This window comes from Lujinxingia vulgaris, from assembly GCF_007997005.1.
Lineage (GTDB): Bacteria > Myxococcota_A > Bradymonadia > Bradymonadales > Bradymonadaceae > Lujinxingia.
Genome location: NZ_VOSL01000054.1, coordinates 183184 through 200057 on the forward strand (window position 1 = coordinate 183184; position 16874 = coordinate 200057).

Below are 16874 nucleotides of genomic sequence, written 5' to 3' on the forward strand. Positions count from 1 at the left end.
CGGCCCGCAGTCCGCGGGGCCTTTGCTCAGGGCGTCGACGTCAACCGCCCGGCTCGGTCATAGGGGGCCCGCAGCCAGCGCCTTGGCGCCGCCTGCATCAGGGACCTCTAAAGGGGGAAAGGTCTGAACATCACACTTCAACGTGACCATCGAAAATCGTTGGCCGAGGTATACCACAGCGCTCCGAAGAGCGGCAACGCGCCGTATGACGATCATCGCGACAGCACGCGCCCCTGCCGGAACTGCTACTTCTCTTCGTCTTCTTGAAGCTCGGTCAGCAATGCCTGAGCTGCAGCCTGGCGCGCCACATCCTGGGTGGCCGCACCGCTGGCCAGAAAGCTCTCCAGCTGCGCGACGGCCCCGTCGGTGTCACCGCGGCGGTGGTGGGCGACGGCGAGATTGAAGTTGGCGGAACCGTGCCCGGGCTCTTGCTTCATCGTCGCCTCAAAGCTCTGGGCGGCCTCATCGAAGCGCCCAAGCTCCATGCGCGCCACGCCCAGGCCGTGCAGAAGACGGGTGGAGGTCGCGTTGTTTTGAACCCCGTTCTCGTAGACCTGCACCGCGTGGTCGCTCAGCCCGAAACGAAGGTAGAGGTCGGCCAGCGCGTGGTAATGCTCGCCGCCCGGATCTTCTTTACTCATGCGCAGGCGCGGGTTCGTCTCAATGGCCCGGGTGTAACTTGCGACGGCGTCGGTGTGGTTGCCCAGGCGGTCCTGGGTCAGCCCCAGCCGAAACCACGCGCGTGAGAAGGTCTCGTCATTGGCCACCGCCTTCTCAAACTGAGTGACGGCATCATCGAGCTTGCCCTGGTCAACGAGCGCGGTGCCCAGCCGGTAGGCGTACTGGGCGTTGGTCGGCTCAAGATCCAGCGCGCGGCGGTAGCCGCGGGCGGCCTCCTCGTAGTTGTTGAGGCGCATCTGGTAGACCTGCCCCAGAAGGTAGGCGGCTTCGGCGAAGGTCGGATCAATGCGCAGCGCCTCCTCCATATGCTCGACCGCCTCGCTGGACGAGCCGGCCTGAAAGGCCTCCATCCCCACATTGAGTTCACGAACTGCGGCGGTCCGGTCGGCGTTGCATCCCACCAGAACACACGCCACAAGCAAGCTCATCAGGAGCGCCTTCACACGCGCCCTCCCCTTTGCTTCGACGCACCTGGTCTTCACACGGCTGGGCAGACTCATCAATCGCTTCCTCCGGTCAAAACGTGAGTTCAACGCTCCGGCGCCCCGGGGCACGGGATGCGGCAACGTCATCGTACCCCCTGCGCCGAAGCGCTGACAACCGGGCAAGTGTTGCGATTCGATCGGGGTGCGAAACATCCTTCGGCACGACCACGCATCGCCCGAGGCCCGTTGACGTCACGAAGCTGTAAACGCAAAAGGCCCCCTCTCGGGAGCCTTTTGGTCGTAGCAGTCCTTCACGCCTGAGTGTTCAGGAGCTGAAGTTGAAGGGGTAGTTCACGTTGACGATCCCCCCGCCCTTGGGCTCGGGGAAGACCCAGCGGCGAATGCGCTGCGTCATGCACTGCTCTACCGCGGAGTTGTTCATCGACGTCTCCGTCACCGAAGCGATCGTGACCGAACCGGTCGGGGAGATCACCCAGCGCACGGTGATGCGCCCGGCGAGGTTGGGGTTGCGCTGGAGTTCTTGCTCATAGCAGTGCTGCATCTCGCGGCGGTGCTGACGCACGACACGCTGAATGATCTCCCGGTCGAGTGAGCCCTGAACCGCCGGGCGACCCGGAATGATCTTGGGCTGACGGACTTCGCGATCGCCCAGGTTGGCGCCGTCACGGCCGTAATTGCCGCCGCCTTTGCCCCCACCACCACGGCCCGCGGTACCGACCTGGGCCATACCAATGCCGCGCTCCGAGACACCGCCGCCGCCGCGACCGGCACCGGCCAGTCCCAGACCACCGACACCGGCGGCCGCGCCAGCCTGGCTACCGGTCATATTACCCAGGGCGTGCATCGCGTCGCTGCCCACCGAGGTGTCACCCGAGCCCCACATGCTGCTGAGCGACGCGTCGTTAAAGGCCGCCAGCGCACCGGTATTCAGGGCGATCTCGGTGTCGCGCGCCTTGCGAAGCTCGATCTCATCGTTGGTCTCAGGTCCCTGAACGGCCAGGTGGTTGTCGGCCTCTTCGGCCATCTCATCGCCGGCTTCGCCCTCGTCGCCCTTCTGCGCGGCCGCCTCTTCCGTATCGGCACCGCCTTCGAGCCAGTCGGGGACTTCCTCTTCGATCTCTTCCTGCTCCGGCGGCGCGAGCAGCTCCACGAAGCGGTCCTGAGCCTGGAACTCATGAAGCTCAAACGCCCCGTGCCCCTCCGGCCAGGAGAAGACCATCACCAGGAAGAGGATGTGCAGCATAGCGCTGGCCGCGTGGTAAGGGATGGGCTGGCGGTCGATCGCCATCATCCCACCACCGAGCGCCGGCATGGTCGTAAAGTGGATCAGGAAAGTGTTCGAGCCAAACTCCACCCGCACGCTGGTGCGCGGCCCCATCGCGATGCTGTAGCCACCGGCCACCTCGGAGCTCCCCGTAGCGAGCCCGCGGCTGATGGCCTCGGCCAGCGTAAACTGCTGACCCTCGTGCTGAATCAGGCCTTCCATCTGCGCCGAGACGTTAACCCGGTAGCCGCCGCCCTCGCTGTAGCTGACCAGCGGGAACTTCGGCTGATTGACCAGCGGGTCTTCGACCACGAAGTCGTTGGTCTCGTCCGGGCCGATGATCACCGAGCGCGGATCTTCGTAGGCGTTGACCGCCAGGACGTGGTCGCTCCACAAAAACGCCACTTCCAGGGTCTGCCCGCCCACCGGATCGAAGAAGCGCTCGGTGTACAACTCGGTATCACTCGGGCCCTTCTCACCGGCGGGATCCGGGGTCGCCACCCACTCGCCCTGAGGATCGTAGAAGCCGTGGGCGACCTGCCAGGCTCCCTGATCATCGTGGTAGCCGTAACCGTAGTGGTAGGTGCCCTCCTCGTCGTAATAACCGGGGATGTAATTGCCGGCGTCGTCGTAGTAGCCCTCCATGGTGAAGGGCTGCACCACCGAGCCATCCTCAAGGCGAATGTAGCCCTCGGGAAGCTCGCCGGTGGCGGCGAACGCGGCGGCCGGGCTGGCCGCTACCTCCACAACCTCGGAGAGACGCACCACAGTGTCGCCGAACTGCAACTCATCGCCCGCGCCCACCGCCGCCTTGGTGATCTTCTCACCGTTGACGTAGGTGCCCGAGGCGCTGCCCAGGTCGATCGCCACGAAGCTGCCGTCGGGCTGACGCTCCAGCACCGCGTGAATGCGCGAGACACGATCGTCATCCAGCCGGATGTGCGAGCTGGAGAGCTTGCCGACCTTGACGTTGTCCTGCTCGAGCTTGACCGTCGAGACGACCTGACCGGCTTGAATAATTTCGGCTTGAAGCATCATGCAATCTCCACTCGTGGCGTGTGCGATTCACACGCACCCGGGCTGCGGCTGCCAACCCTGCAAACTAGAGCGTCTCAACACTCTTGAGCATCTCAGGGATAAAGTCCTGACGGATGTTGATCAGGCTGCTGGTCTTGCCTCGCTGATCGCCGGTGATGTTCTCACCGTCGGGGCGAATGAGGTTACCGGTGAGGTCCTCACCGTCGAAGTCGTAGGTGGTCTCCTGCTCGTAGACCACGCCCTCATCGCCGGCCTGACCGCTGGCCGCGCCGGCCTCCGGCAAGGACTGAGCGAAGGACACCGCCGGGGCCATCATCCCCAGCGCTACCAAACCTGTTAAGAACGCGCGTTTCATCGCTTCGTCTCCTCGATCCGGGCGCCTGGTGCGCCCCGCGATCACCTGATTGTTCGCTTCAGTATGCTCCAAGAAGAGTAACACACCGATGAAAACCCTGCCAAACCCCGGTTGGGTAAAGGGACGTAAAGATCACGGGCTCTCGTCAACCGGCGCGCTCTCATCCGAGGCGCCCTCTTCGGCCGCTGGCGCGTCCTGAGCTTGCTCCTCCGGGGCAGCGGCTTCGGCAGCTGCGGCCGCCTCGGCCTGAGCCACCTCGGCGGCGATCATATCGCGTTGTTCCACGAGCATCGGGATCTGCTCGCGGGTCATGTCGATGATCTGCTGCACCTGCTCAATGCGCTGACTGACGTCATCGCGCTCTTCGACGTACTCGCCGCCCTCGTAGTGCAGGAAGTTGTTGTAGTGCTCAATGGACTTCTCGTAGTGGCTGATCGCGTTCTCCAGGTTGGCGATCGTCCAGTCCATCTGCCCGACCATGTCATCGGGGCTGGGGGCTTCGGTGTCACCACCGAGCTGGGCGTTCTGCGCGAGGTGCTCGTGCTCGAGCACGCCGAGGTTAAACTGCACCAGGGCGTTCTCAGGTTCCAGCTCCAGCACCCGCTCGTAGGCCTGGCGAGCGCCGGCCAGGTCGCCCAGGCCGCGCCGGGCGACGCCGATGGCGATGATGGCCTCTTTGTTCTCCGGCTCCAGCTCCAGGACGCTCTCAAAGAGCTCGATGGCGCGCTCGTAGTCACGCACGTTGAGGATGATCGCGCCCAGGTTCATCTTCGCGGGCACGTGTTCGGGATCGACCTCCAGAGTCTTCTGGAAGTACGCGATGGCCGAGGTCACATCGTTTCGCACAAGCTCAATATGGCCCAGGATGTTGTAGAGATCCGGGTCATTCTCATCGATCTGGATGGCGTTAAACATCACCAGGCGCGCGACCTGGTGGTTGCCGCGATCGAAGTAAATACGCGCCAGGTTGCCGTAGGCGCGAGTGTTCTGGGAGTCACCGGCCAGCGAGCGACGCGCGTGGTTGACGGCCTCGGCGTACTCCTCGCGCTCACGCAACATCACCGCGATGTTGTTATGCGCCGCCGGGTTGTACGGCTGCACTTCGATGGCGCGCTGGAAGTAATCCCAGGCCTCGTCGCGCTCACCACGCTCCATCTCCAGCATGCCGATGTTGACGTAGGCCTCGCCAAGTTTTGGCGCGAACTCGGCGGCCTTCTCATAAGCCTCGCGCGCGCCTTCGAGGTCGCCCTCCATCTCCCGGATCACGCCGAGGTTGAACCAGGCTTTGCCAAAGCGGCGGTCCTCTTTAAGGGCCTTCTCCAGAAGATCTTTGACCTCGGCGTTGCGGCCTTCGCCGCCGGCCTCCCAGACCTCGACGGCTTTTTCGAACTCGGCGATCGCGTTGACGTTGCTGGTGCCACCGGACTCGGTGGCCTGACTCAAGTCGTCGGCCTTCGTGGACGCACTACCGCAGGCCGTCGACAGGGAAAGCGCCAGCGCCGCGATGAGGATGAGCAATGTATGTTGAGAAACTCGCATAGGTCTCTTTTCCTTGGAACCTGTCACAGGGGGGGCCGCTTCTGGCGACCTCCCCCGTCAGAAACGCTCCGGGGGGGTACAGGGGCCGGCTCGGCCCCGCTCCAGCCGACTTCAGGAAGCCGGCTCGCTCTCCACCTCTTCAGGGGCCTCATTGACGGCCTGCTCTTCACTTCCCAGCCCACCCAGAATGTCTTCGTCCTCCACATCCTTGATGAAGCCCGAGCGCATAAAGCCGTCGCGGAAAAAGACCGGTGAGGCGCGCATCTCGGAGGGCTTGCGGAACTCGCGGGGGCGCAGATCTGCGAGCGCCACCTCGGCCTGACGGCTGTACTGGTTGAACCAGTTGGCACGGCGAGCCGTGGCCAGCGCTTCGCGGTACATCTCCACGGCCTTATCCTCAATCATGGAAGCGCGGTCTTCGAGGATGCCCCGGTAGATCTCCTGCTGCTCATAGGTCAGGCGGCTGGGCACCGGGCTGTCACGGAAGGTCTCGGCGAAGTTCTGGTAGCCACTGCCGATGCGGTAGAGCGCGGCGATGGCCCAGTCCGGCCGGCCAAACACGATGACTTCTTCGTAGGCCACACGGGCCTCGTCGATCGCCTCCATCTTCGCCATCGTCTTCTTCGTAAGCTCCTCGGCATCGGAGGAGTCGATGCTCAGCGCGGCGGCTCGCTCAAAGATATCCTCGGCCATCATGAACTTGGCCTGAGCGGCGGCGTCACGGCCGGTGGTCATCTCGGCGCGCTCCTCCTCACTCATGCGCTCGTAGACGCGCAGGGTGCGCTCGAACTCTTCGAGCGCATCACGGCGACCGTTGCGCCCACCGTTGTTCCAGTGGTGCAGCCCGACCTTCACGCGGGCCTCCAGCATGCGATCGTTGGTGCCGTGTTCGGCGTGGCGACGCAGGTACTGCTGGTACTGCTCAAAGGCCTCATTCTTCTTGCCCTGCTCTTCGTAGATCTGCGCGATCTGGAAGAAGACCTCGGCAGTCTCCTGCTTGTTCTCGCTGGCGAAGAGCTCCATGTAGCGCTCGTAGTTGGCGATGGCCTCATCGTACTGGCCCAGGCCCTGACGGAAGGTCGAGGCGTTGGAGAGGGCATCTTCGGCCTTCTCGTGGTCGGGGAAGTTGCGCACGAAGGCTTCGTAGAAGCGCGAGGCCTCACTGTAGACGGCCAGCGCGTGGTAGTTGCCGCCGATGTTAAAGAGCGTCTCGGGGGCGAGCTCGGAGCTGGGGCGCACGCGCAGAAGATGCAGACGCACCTGAATGGCCGGGCCGATCTCACGCAGGCGCTCAAAGTCGAGCGCGGCGTTGTAGAGCGCCTTATCGACGTATTCGGAGTCTGGGAAGTCGCTGGCGTAGGCCACAAAACACTCCGCCGCCTGGCGCCACTCTTCCTCATCGTCGTGCACCGTGCAGATCTTGAAGCGGATCGCCATGTGCAGGTTGGTGACGTCTTCCTGGAACTCGGCGTCCTCGATCGGGTCGACCTCAATGTAGCGCTCGACGGCGGCGTTGAGGTTGTCGAAGTTCTGCAGGAGGTTGAGCGAGTCGAGGTGCAGGTTGGCCGAGATCACCGCCAGGCGATGATCGCTGTGGGTAAACGCGATGTCTTCAAAGATCGTGGCGGCCTTCTCCAGGTGGTCAAAGTCGTAGTAGGTGCGCGCCATGGTGTATTTGACGTCGACCATGCGGTCGCCGTCGGGCACGTATTCGACGTAGTTCTCACAGGCGGCCATCAGCTTCTGATAGACCTCCGGAAGCTCTTTGGGCTCGGGGATGGCCGGGGTCTCTTCCTCGCCATCTTCCTCATCGAAGGTTGCCTCAATGACGGCGCGCTCCTCGGAGGTGTCCACGATGTAGAAGTAGGCCAGCACCGTGGCCAGCACAGCCTCCTTGGTGTACTCGCCCTCGGGCTCCAGCTCCAGGACACGCTCATAGGCTGCGGCGGCTTCTTCCCAGTTCTCCAGCTGGTAGAGGAGTTCCCCGTAGAAGAAGGTCATCATGTATTCGTGTTCGGTGTCCTGGAAGGTCTCCAGGTAGAACTTGTAGAGGTAGTACGCCATCGCGTAGAGGTCGGCGTTTTTGGTGCGCTGCGCCTCACGGTGGTAGGTCGTCGACCAGTTGCGAGCGGCCTCTTCGACCTTCGAGCGAATCCGCGGATAGTTCTGCTCTTCGGTGTCCTCGAACTGCCCGCCATCGGCCAGCTGCACCAGGCGCATCATGCGCACCAGCTCCTGGATGCTCTCCTCGGAGTAGGCGTTGTTGGTCGTCTGGTTGCGCACGATCTCGTACTGGTAATCGACCGTCTTGACGCTCTCCTGGTTGAGGCTGATGAGCTCACGGTACATGCGCGTGGAGTCGCTCAACTGCACCTGGTCGCCGTAGAAGACCGCCAGGCGCTCGGTCATCTTCAGCCAGTCCTCGCGCTCGGGGGCGATGTCCTGGAAGAACTCCACGGCCTGATCGGGGGAGCCTATTTGCGCATAGGCGCGCACGATGTCCTGGCGAACCTGGCGCATCAGCGCGACCATCGTGCCGTCGTCGGGACGCTCGCGCGCCGCGTCGATCACGGTGAGGAAGACCTCGATGGTGCGCTCGTAGTTCTCCAGGTTGTAGTAGGTCCAGGCCAGCTTGTAGAGGCCGTAGGGGTAGACGCTGGACTCGGGGTACTCGGCGACCTTCTGGTAGGCCTTGAGCGCCTCGAACATCTCGCCTTCGTCGAAGTAGTACTCCCCGAAGTAGAGGAGCACCTGGGGGACGAATTCGGTCTGCGGGTAGTTGGCGATGAGCTCGCGGAAGATGTCCAGGGCTTCGGTCTTACGACCGACGTCCATCAGGTTGGAGCCCAGGTAGAAGTAGACCTTGTCGAGCTCGCCGAAGTCCGGGTAGCCGCGGATGATGTCGACGTAGAGCTGCACAGACTCTTCGCGAAGACGCTTGGCCTCGGCCTGCATATCTTCCATCTGCGCGCGGCAACGGCGCGCAGCCTGCTCATCGCCAGTGTCATCAATGCGGTAGCATTCGTCCTGACGCTCCACCGCCGAGTCGTCGTAGTAGCGGGAGCGCTCCCAGAAGATCTCCGAGAGGTTAAAGAGGTATTCGGCGCGCTGGGGATCGCTCTCCGGGGTGGAGCGAATCAGGTCACGCAGCTGGACGATGGCCTCATCCTGACGCTGAAGGCTGGCCAGGCTGCGCTGGGTGACAAACTGGGTGGCGCTAAAGCGCGGCCCCTGTTGCTCGTCCTCCAGGGTCGGGCGCTCGGTCTGCTGCGTCGTCTCCTGGACGGCGATCTCGTGCTCGACCTTCTCGTCCTCTTCAGGCTGAGCGGCGGCCTCCAAAGGCCCCAGAGTCAGCGAGAGGGCGGCCGCCGCGAGCAGTACGCGCCAGCGCCGGGGTGAATGGTGATCGTAGAAACTCTTCATGACCCGCTCCTTAGCGAGACGCGCTCAGGCGACCCTATCGCCACCGCCACCGTGGGCACAGTGTCCCCCCCGACCTGCCTCCCACTCAGCGTCGGCATTCCGATTTGACGTTGAAGAAGTAGAACCCTAACTCATCTTTCCAGTACTCACCGTCGAACTCCCAGTAGAGATGTTCATCGGTGATATCCAGCGAGGGTCCATCGCCGGGGCCACGATCATCGAGTTGCATTCCAGCGCGCAGCTCCGCTTCAATTTCCCCGCGCTCGGAGCGTGCGACCTCAAACAAAATCCGTTTCTGCTGGCTGACCAGCCCTTCGAGCTCGCCGATCACGCGCTCCAGGCGCTGCTGGGCCAGCTGGCCGGCGTCGGAGACCGCGAAGCTCTGGGCGATCGCCGCTTCCTGCAGAAGGCTATCACCCAGGGTGCTGGTCTTCCAGCTGGCCGGGAGCTCTTCCATCGTCTTAAGCTCGGTATCGATAGCGTTGACCAGCTCAAAGCTCTTGTCGACCTGACGATCGCTGAGCGCGGCCCGAAGCGCGCTTCGCACCTCGGCGTCACCTTCAAACTCGCCGGCACGCCAGCTCTTGCCCCATTCATACATCAGGGCCGGATCGTTGTTGGCGGCGATCACCCCTTCGAGCTCAGCTTTGACGCCCTCATAGACGTAGTCGAAGTCGTCGAGGACATCGCGCACCCGGGCGAAGTTGCAGTTGTAGAAGTAGATCACCGCCGCCAGGATCGGCCCCTCCGGAAAGTACTCATTTCGGAAGAAGGGGGAGTTGATCGTGTGCAGGTTGCCCAGGGCCTGGTTGAATTGGTCGACCTGGAAGAAGCCCCAGCTTGACTCAAAGAGGGCATCGGGCCAGCGCGGGCTGTCGCGCTTGATGCGCTCGTAGTAGCTCAGGCTGGTGTCGTAATCGCCGGTTGAGTAGTACACGCGCGCCATGCCCAGATGGGTCAGGTCAAGAAGGCGGCGCTCCTCGCCCTGAAGCTCCTCGGGGGTCGCGTCGCGGGTCAGGTAGCGCAGCACATCGCGGAAGGCGTCGACCGCCGGTCGCGCGTCGTAGTTGGCCACATGGGTGATCCCGGCGATGTAGCGTGCCCGTGCGTAGCGGTCACTGCTGGTGCTCACGAAGTTGAGCATGCGCAGCGACTCCTCAATGTTGAGGGTCTCGTAGAAGTGGCGACCGACCAGGTAGGCGTAGGTGTCGCGGTAGTCCTCGGGCACCACCTCCGGGAAGAGCGGCGCGTAGCCGGCCAGCAGCTCGGCGAGCATCGCGTCACCGGGGATCACCTCGGTGAGCAGGAGCAAACCGCGCAGCGCGGCGTCGTAAAAGGGGTGAAACTCGCCGGCTTCAACGATGCGCGAGAAGTACGCCAGCGAGCCCTGGTAGAGCTCCATGCGGAAGAGCGTCTTGGCCAGCTCGTACTCCGCCTCCGGGAAGTAATTCTCGGCGCCGGCGGTGGTGTCCATCAAGACGTCATTAAAACGCAGGCTGGCCTCGGCGTACTTGCGATCTTCGTAGAGGCGCTTGCCTTCCTCGATGAGCTCGACCAGGTGGGGGAGCTCATCAATGGCTTCAACCTCATCGACATCGAAGGTAAACCCATCTTGAGCCGACGCATCAGGCAGAAGCCCGAGGGAGATGATGCCGGCACAAAGAGACGCACACGCGTTAATCTTCCAGTTCATTGCAACTCCAGTCAGGTGCGCTCGTCGGCGAAGAAGATGCGCCGTGGCGAGCGGTGCGACTACTGAGTGACGGTGTTGGCGACGCAGTGACGCACGCCGCTGAGCATCACAAATTCGCGACAGACGCCATCGGGGCAGTCCGCGTCGGTGCTGCATTCGACGGTGCAGAAGGGCTCGCTGCCCTGGTACTTGGCGCAGGTGCGCGTCTCGCACTGGAGCTGCTCCTCCACCACGCAGGAGGCGTCGGCTCGGCCACTCTCCACGCAGGCACTCAGCGTGGGGTCGTCGGGGTCAATGGTGCATGCCGCATACAGGTCGTCGGTGCAGCCGCTGAACCACAGCGCCAGCACCAACACGCCGACTAGCCGGGCCAGATGAGCCGATCGCGTTTTCACGTCACTCCTCCAAATCGATGGGGTCGAACTGAATTCGGCGCTAGGATGCCTTTGGGCTCAAGGCCACGTCAAGGCTGGAGATGTTGCGCATTGTGGCACGATCGCCCAAAAGAAAAGGCCGCTGCGCCTGGAGCGCAGCGGCCTTTTCGACTCGCAAAAACCTTGCAGCTTTTGCGAGCGGCGATCTCAGGCGACTTACATGCCTTCTTCGGCCGGAACTTCGTCGGTCGCCATCTCTTCGGTGGCTTCCTCTTCGGTGGCTTCCTCTTCGGCCGCTTCTTCTTCGGCGACTTCTTCAGCAGCCGCTTCTTCGACGGCTTCTTCTTCGGCCAGCTCTTCCACAGCCGCTTCTTCGACCATTTCCTCTTCGGCCGCTTCTTCAAGCGCGGCTTCTTCGGTCACGGTGGTCTCGGCGGGGGCTTCGTCGGGGGTGGCTTCGCCGCCGGAGCACGCCACGGTGAAGGACAGGCCCAGGGCGAAGAAAGAAACAAGAATCTTGTTCAGCATGGTAACTCCTCAAGTGAATCAGGGTTCAACAAGAGCGGGCAACGAACATCGCGACCCACGGCAGTCGGCAGATGCCGACACCCGCCTACGACCATGGCAGCGGGGTTGTTTGTACTGGCGTTTAGCCTTATTCCCGCGCAGCGTCAATTCTATCGCAAAAATCATTTTGTGAAGTTACGTTGCCTTAGCAGACCCCCGGGGCCGTTGGACCTCGGGCCGCCAGCAGGTAGACTACGCCCCGACGAGCGCCGATCGTGCGGTGAATCTCCCCTCCCCGGCAGCGGCCTCACGCTAAGTTGAATTGACGCGATGCAGCACTCCGCATCCAGCGCATGGATCGATGATGAGACATTACATGCAACTTCTGTTGGGCATCGTATTGACGGTGAGTCTGATGAGCTCGGTAGCCTGGGCCCAGGAGACACAACCCACCGAAGAGCTCGCTGGCGAACAGGCCCGCGAGGAGGCCTTGCTCGCTGCGGCCAGCGAGATCGCGTTGCAGGTGGCCAACATCCGGGGCCTTGAGTTGCTGGACGAGATCCCCAAAGGGGTCAAAGATCGTGAGGAACTGCGCACGATGCTCATCGAGCAGCTCCATAATGAGATCCCCGAAGAGGTCTTCCTCGCCGAAGAGCAGATGTTCAAGCGCCTGGGCATCTTCGAGCCCGACGTGAACTACCGGCAGCTGATGCTGGACCTGCTCACCGAGCAAATCGCCGGCTTCTACGATCAGAGCGCCAAAGAGCTCTACATCATGGTGGGGTTGCCCGAGCAGCTGCAGCACTCGGCGATGGCGCACGAGATCTTTCACGCCATTCAGGATCAGCATTTTGATATCGGCGAGCTGCTCGCGCCATTTACCTCGCAGGAAAACGGTGACTTTGCCCTGGCGCGTATGGCCTTGATCGAGGGCGACGCCACGGTGCTGATGATCGACTACGTGCTCTACGAGAGCGGGACGCTTCCGGCCGGCCGCGCGCTCAGCGTGGCCGACGTGCCGATGATCACGGCCACCCTTCTGGAGATGGATACCGAGGAGTTGGCCGCGGCCGAGGGCATGAGTGGGCCGGGGATGATGGGGATGGGCGAGAGCGCGGTGCCTTCGTTGACCGACTCGGTGCTGGGCAGCGCCCCGCGGATTGTGCGCGATCTTTTGCTCTTCCCCTACATCGAGGGCATGCGCTTTGTGTTGCGCGCCCGAGCCAACCGCGCCTGGAGTGATGTGGACGCGATTTATGGCGACGCGCCGGTTTCGACGAGCCAGATCCTGCACCCGGAGCGCTACTTTGCCGGCGAGCTTCCGATCGACATTCAGGTGGACCCGTCGGAAGCGCTCGGGGGTTATGAGCCGATCTTCGATTCGGTGCTGGGGGAACTTCAGATTCGCTCCTGGCTGGCCACCCACGCCGACCGCTATGAGGGGCTCGCTGAACCTGGCGAGGTCGCCGCCGGCTGGCGAGGCGACCGCCTGCTTGGCTACCGCAATGACACCGGTGAGGTGGTGGCCGTGCATGTAAGCAGCTGGGAGAACGAGGACGAAGCTCGTGAGTTTGCCAGCGCTCAGGTCGCTATCGCCGAGGCTCGATACGAGGCCAGCGCGAGCCACCAGAGCGGCGCACACGGTGAGTCCTGGTGCCTGCGTCATGGGCCCGAAGACGATGGCGAGCGCGTCTACATCGAGCGATGGGGCGAGCTTGTGCTCTTGATTGACGGCGCACCCTCCAGCCTCGGTGAGACCGGTGCCGAACGTGACCCGACGACCTACCTGGCTCGGGATGCAGTGTGGAGCACCCTCTCCCGCGTGCCCTTTGAAGCGGCGCTCGCGGCACGGAATGCCGATAAGGACGCCGGCGAAGTTCGCTCGGACGAGGTAAGCGCCGAAGGCGCGCCGGTCGCAGGCGATGACGCCGAAACCCCTTAAGTCTTCGAGCGCCCGGGCCTGCGCGGTCGCATCGTCTCCACGCCTCTCCCGGGATGAGGGCCTCAGCAGGTGTTTCCCTGCGCGTCGAAGGCGCCCTCAAGATGAACGATGGCCGCCGGGCGTTTGCCGAAGTCGACCGTGATGACGTCGAAGCGGTAGCGCGCACCCGTGCGCCGGCGCTGACAGATGTAGCGATGTGCCAGTCGCGCGATCGTCCGCCGCTTGCGGTAGCTCACCGCGAGGGTCGGGGAGAAACGGTCGCACCGCCGGCGACTCTTGACCTCCACAAAGGCCACGAGGACGCCCTCCCCTGGAAGATCTTTGCAGGCAACAAGGTCGAGCTCGCCATAGCGCGAGCGCACGTTCTGAGCCTCAATGGACCATCCGTGGCGCTCCAGATACGCGCGGGCCAGCTCCTCGCCAGCAAGCCCCAGCTGCTCGATGTCGTCGCGTTCGATCCAGTCCCCACTTCCAACGCTCATGGCTCCCCCTGTGTCGGTGGTTGAGTTGCGGATCGCTTCATTGAATGCAGGTGCCACCCAGCAAGGTGCGCCGCGATCCGTCCCCTCAAAGACTGAACACGCGTATCGTGCCGTCAAGGCAGATGTTACGAGACGTCGACAAACTCTCGCACGCCTTTAAAGCTCTTTCGGTGCAACGGGCAGGGACCCAGGGTTGCGATGGCCTCTCTGTGCGCGGCCGTTCCGTATCCCTTGTGGCCCTCGAAGCCGTAACCGGGCCAGGTCTCCGCGGCCTCGCGCATCAGGCGATCGCGGGAGACTTTGGCGACCACGCTGGCCGCGGCGATCGCAAAGCTGCGCGCGTCGCCTTTCACCACCGCGATCTGGGGAAGCTCGAGGTCGGGGATGATCATATTGCCGTCGACCACGATCAGATCGGGGCTCTGCTCGCGAAGCTCGATCACCCGCTGCACCGCGTTGCGCATTGCCTCAAAGGTCGCCTGTAGGATGTTGATCGCGTCGATGCGCTCGGCGCTGGCAGACGCCATCGCCACGCGGCGGGGTTGCGCGCTGAGGGTGTCGTAGAGCGTCTCGCGATCGGCCTCCTGCATCTTCTTGGAGTCGTTGAGGCCAGGCCATTCCGCGGCATCATCCAGGCTGAGCGTCCACCAGCAGGCCGCCGCATGCACGGGTCCGGCAAGCGGGCCTCGCCCTGCCTCATCCACCCCGATGATGTGCACGTGTCCGCGGGCACGAAGCTCGCGCTCCAGCTCCCCGATCTCGGGGGGCGTCGCGGCAAAGAGGGCCTGCTGGCTCATGAGCGCCCCCCCAGGATGGCGATCTGCCCCTGGCGTGCCGCGCTCTTAAAGACCGACTCGAAGCGCGAGGCGTGGGCCGGCGTCATCATCAGCGCCGGATCCGAGATCCAGATCGACTCGAGACCGCTTCCCTCATCGCCGCGCGATGTGCTGATGAAGAGCGCGAGCGCCAGCGCGCACACCACGACCTGCACCTCGGCAGAGCGGGTACGTTGCCACAACTCGAGCTGCTCGTCGGTGAGCGCCTCAACATGAAGCTCGCCATCGGCATCAAGCGTGACGTCGCTGAAGCGCTCCGAGAGCACATGGCCGCAGACTTTCGACCACATCGCCCGGGTGCTCTCACTGAGCACACCGTGAATCCACTGCCCGTTGCGCTCCGCGACCCACCTCAGCAACTCCAGCGGGCTGGAGGGCAGCGGCGCGGCGCTGCTTGCGGCGCTCTGATCGGCGTTGGCCCGGATCTCGACCGGGTCGGCGCCGAGGCTCTGAAGATCGTTTTCGAGCTGAAAGGAGTTCATCACAAACGACGGAAGTTCACTGCGGCGACGCTTCAGCTCGGCGAGCTCGGCCTGCACCGAATCGAGCTCCTTGCGGGCGCGTCGGTACTCGGGGTTGGTGCGCACCGCCTCCAGCTGCGACTCCATACGCTGAATGACCGAACGCAGCTTGCGCGCCATCGGGATGCGCGCCTGCAGTTCTTCTTCACGCTCGACGCCGGCGTGCAGCAGCGTGTGCTCGACGCGTTCGAGCAAATGGATCTGCTCCTCCCGAAGTTGGGAGATCCTTCGCCGGATCGAGTCCACCCTCACCTGGTGCACACTCGCCTTGCTCAGGCTTGTGTAATAGCGCAGCAAGACGAAGGCCCCCAGCGCCAGGCCGGGGATGCTGCCCAGCGCGAAGATGCGGTGGGTCTGGTGGAAGACCAGGCTGGCGACGAACGCCCCCAGCGCGATGGCCACGCCCAGCCAGAAGAGCGGCGTGCGTGTGGGTTCATCGGGCACCGAGAGTTCGATCTGGCGGCGCTCGGTATCGAGCTGGCTCTGCAGCCGTCCGAGCTGCGCGTCGTAGTCGTCCATGCGCGCGTCGCGGCTCTGGAGAAGATCGATCTCCTCATCGCTGAGCTCAGCGAGCTCCACCTCGTTGAGCTTTTCGCGGGCACGGGTGAGCTTCTCTTCGAGCTCCGCGCCTTCTCCCAACGCGCGCTGGCCTTCTTCGACGCGCAGGTCGAGCTCTTTGATCTGATCTTCGAGCGACTCCACCTCCAGCGAGGTCAGGTAGAGGTTGGCCAGATCGGGGATGCGCGGGTCGTTGCCCAGGGTGGCGGCGTTGATGACCGCCTCCATATCGAAGTCAAAACGCCAGAGGTGGATGGCGTAGAAGGTGGCCAGATCAGGGAGGTTGAGCTTGTCTTGAAGCGCGCGCTGAACGTCGGCCGCACCTCGGGCGAGCTCCTCGTAGCCGGAGGTGGTCTTGCGTTGCAGACGCACCGACTCGGTGGGCGCCTGTCGCACAACGCGCAGAGAGCTGCCGCGGGCCTCAAACGCGCAGGCCAGCTTCACGCCCTCAGCCCCCTTAAAGAGGCGCTCTTCGAGGGCCTGACTCTGGGCCGGGTAGAGGCAGATCACCAGCAGATCCTGCACATCGGAGGCACCGACGCCGGCAGGAAGCTCCAAGACCTGGAGGGGCTCATCGATGCGCACCCGCGCCGGGCGGCTCTGGGCGAGGACCCCTTGAAAGATTAGCTCCTGAAGTTGCATACGCGCTGGCTCGACAGTCCCGAGAGGGAGGAAGTCCGCTTTCTTATCAGCGGCGATGATACTTCGGGGCGGCCAGAGGGGTAAAGGAGCAACGCGGCGAGGCCACGCCCACGCGCGACAAGAAAAGGCAACGCCCACGGCCGAAGCCGTGGGCGTTGTTCGAGCCAGGAGGCGATGCGCGCCTTACAAAAGCCGCATCGCTCTGAATCTTAAAGCCCGCCCTTGCGCGCGCGCTTGGTGCGAATCCGGGCGCTCTTGCCGGCGCGCTCGCGCAGGTAGTAGAGCTTGGCGCGACGCACGCGACCGATCGAGGCGACCTCGATCTTCTCGATGCGGGGGCTGTGGACCGGGAAGATACGCTCCACGCCAACACCGTTGGAGATCTTGCGCACGGTCACGGTCTCTTCGACGCCGGCGCCGCTGCGGCCGAGCACGACACCTTCGTAAACCTGGACGCGCTCTTTTTCGCCTTCGCGAATGAGCAGGTGGACGCGGACGGTGTCGCCAGGACGGAAGTCCGGGTGATCTTCACGCAGGTGAGCTGCGGCGATTTTCTTGAGCAATTCCATGACG

Annotated in this window: 13 protein-coding genes; 1 reads left to right on the plus strand and 12 read right to left on the minus strand. The window is 63.6% G+C overall.

Features of this window, described 5'->3' with window-relative positions:
• Positions 1–245: 245 nt before the first annotated feature.
• From FRC96_RS13255 to FRC96_RS13290, 8 genes are all read right to left on the minus strand, one after another.
• Positions 246–1109 carry a tetratricopeptide repeat protein gene (locus FRC96_RS13255; protein WP_230470228.1) on the minus strand — a complete coding sequence of 288 codons (864 nt, stop codon included), beginning with the start codon at positions 1107–1109 and terminating at the stop codon, positions 246–248.
• Between the two features lie 322 nt (positions 1110–1431).
• Positions 1432–3429, minus strand: a complete 1998-nt coding sequence (locus FRC96_RS22665) for an AgmX/PglI C-terminal domain-containing protein (RefSeq protein WP_146974972.1) — start codon at positions 3427–3429, stop codon at positions 1432–1434.
• 64 nt (positions 3430–3493) lie between these two features.
• Positions 3494–3784, minus strand: coding sequence for a hypothetical protein (locus FRC96_RS13265; protein ID WP_146974973.1), 291 nt, complete (start codon positions 3782–3784; stop codon positions 3494–3496).
• Between the two features lie 132 nt (positions 3785–3916).
• Positions 3917–5323 carry a tetratricopeptide repeat protein gene (locus FRC96_RS13270; RefSeq protein WP_146974975.1) on the minus strand — a complete coding sequence of 469 codons (1407 nt, stop codon included), beginning with the start codon at positions 5321–5323 and terminating at the stop codon, positions 3917–3919.
• Positions 5324–5434: 111 nt separating this feature from the next.
• A complete protein-coding gene (locus FRC96_RS13275) occupies positions 5435–8746 on the minus strand; it encodes a tetratricopeptide repeat protein (protein ID WP_146974977.1) in 3312 nt (1103 codons plus the stop codon).
• 85 nt (positions 8747–8831) lie between these two features.
• On the minus strand, positions 8832–10439 hold the full coding sequence (locus FRC96_RS13280) for a hypothetical protein (RefSeq protein ID WP_146974979.1): 1608 nt from the start codon (positions 10437–10439) through the stop codon (positions 8832–8834).
• A gap of 59 nt (positions 10440–10498) precedes the next feature.
• On the minus strand, positions 10499–10834 hold the full coding sequence (locus FRC96_RS13285) for a hypothetical protein (RefSeq protein WP_146974980.1): 336 nt from the start codon (positions 10832–10834) through the stop codon (positions 10499–10501).
• A gap of 195 nt (positions 10835–11029) precedes the next feature.
• A complete protein-coding gene (locus FRC96_RS13290; protein ID WP_146974982.1) occupies positions 11030–11341 on the minus strand; it encodes a hypothetical protein in 312 nt (103 codons plus the stop codon).
• A 343-nt stretch (positions 11342–11684) separates the two neighbouring features.
• Here FRC96_RS13290 and FRC96_RS13295 point away from each other — a divergent pair, with 343 nt between their 5' ends.
• Complete coding sequence (locus FRC96_RS13295; protein WP_146974984.1) at positions 11685–13262, plus strand: hypothetical protein; 1578 nt, start codon at positions 11685–11687, stop codon at positions 13260–13262.
• 62 nt (positions 13263–13324) lie between these two features.
• Here FRC96_RS13295 and FRC96_RS13300 read toward each other — a convergent pair whose 3' ends face one another.
• The 4 genes from FRC96_RS13300 to rplS all read right to left on the minus strand — a co-directional run bounded on the left by FRC96_RS13300 (position 13325) and on the right by rplS (position 16870).
• On the minus strand, positions 13325–13744 hold the full coding sequence (locus FRC96_RS13300) for a YraN family protein (protein ID WP_146974986.1): 420 nt from the start codon (positions 13742–13744) through the stop codon (positions 13325–13327).
• Positions 13745–13869: 125 nt separating this feature from the next.
• Positions 13870–14541, minus strand: coding sequence for a ribonuclease HII (locus FRC96_RS13305; RefSeq protein ID WP_146974987.1), 672 nt, complete (start codon positions 14539–14541; stop codon positions 13870–13872).
• Positions 14538–16301 carry a hypothetical protein gene (locus FRC96_RS13310; protein ID WP_146974989.1) on the minus strand — a complete coding sequence of 588 codons (1764 nt, stop codon included), beginning with the start codon at positions 16299–16301 and terminating at the stop codon, positions 14538–14540. Before FRC96_RS13310 ends, FRC96_RS13305 begins: the two co-directional genes overlap by 4 nt.
• A gap of 209 nt (positions 16302–16510) precedes the next feature.
• A complete protein-coding gene (gene rplS, locus FRC96_RS13315; protein WP_146974991.1) occupies positions 16511–16870 on the minus strand; it encodes a 50S ribosomal protein L19 in 360 nt (119 codons plus the stop codon).
• Positions 16871–16874 lie beyond the last annotated feature (4 nt).

Bases quoted from the DNA above. Each gene is read 5' to 3' on its own strand.
- FRC96_RS13275 (WP_146974977.1), bottom strand. From the start codon at position 8,746: ATGAAGAGTTTCTACGATCACCATTCACCCCGGCGCTGGCGCGTACTG.
- FRC96_RS13300 (WP_146974986.1), bottom strand. From the start codon at position 13,744: ATGAGCGTTGGAAGTGGGGACTGGATCGAACGCGACGACATCGAGCAG.
- FRC96_RS13310 (WP_146974989.1), bottom strand. From the start codon at position 16,301: ATGCAACTTCAGGAGCTAATCTTTCAAGGGGTCCTCGCCCAGAGCCGC.
- FRC96_RS13295 (WP_146974984.1), top strand. From the start codon at position 11,685: ATGAGACATTACATGCAACTTCTGTTGGGCATCGTATTGACGGTGAGT.
- FRC96_RS13270 (WP_146974975.1), bottom strand. From the start codon at position 5,323: ATGCGAGTTTCTCAACATACATTGCTCATCCTCATCGCGGCGCTGGCG.
- FRC96_RS13290 (WP_146974982.1), bottom strand. From the start codon at position 11,341: ATGCTGAACAAGATTCTTGTTTCTTTCTTCGCCCTGGGCCTGTCCTTC.
- FRC96_RS13255 (WP_230470228.1), bottom strand. From the start codon at position 1,109: ATGAGCTTGCTTGTGGCGTGTGTTCTGGTGGGATGCAACGCCGACCGG.
- FRC96_RS13305 (WP_146974987.1), bottom strand. From the start codon at position 14,541: ATGAGCCAGCAGGCCCTCTTTGCCGCGACGCCCCCCGAGATCGGGGAG.
- rplS (WP_146974991.1), bottom strand. From the start codon at position 16,870: ATGGAATTGCTCAAGAAAATCGCCGCAGCTCACCTGCGTGAAGATCAC.
- FRC96_RS22665 (WP_146974972.1), bottom strand. From the start codon at position 3,429: ATGATGCTTCAAGCCGAAATTATTCAAGCCGGTCAGGTCGTCTCGACG.
- FRC96_RS13280 (WP_146974979.1), bottom strand. From the start codon at position 10,439: ATGAACTGGAAGATTAACGCGTGTGCGTCTCTTTGTGCCGGCATCATC.
- FRC96_RS13265 (WP_146974973.1), bottom strand. From the start codon at position 3,784: ATGAAACGCGCGTTCTTAACAGGTTTGGTAGCGCTGGGGATGATGGCC.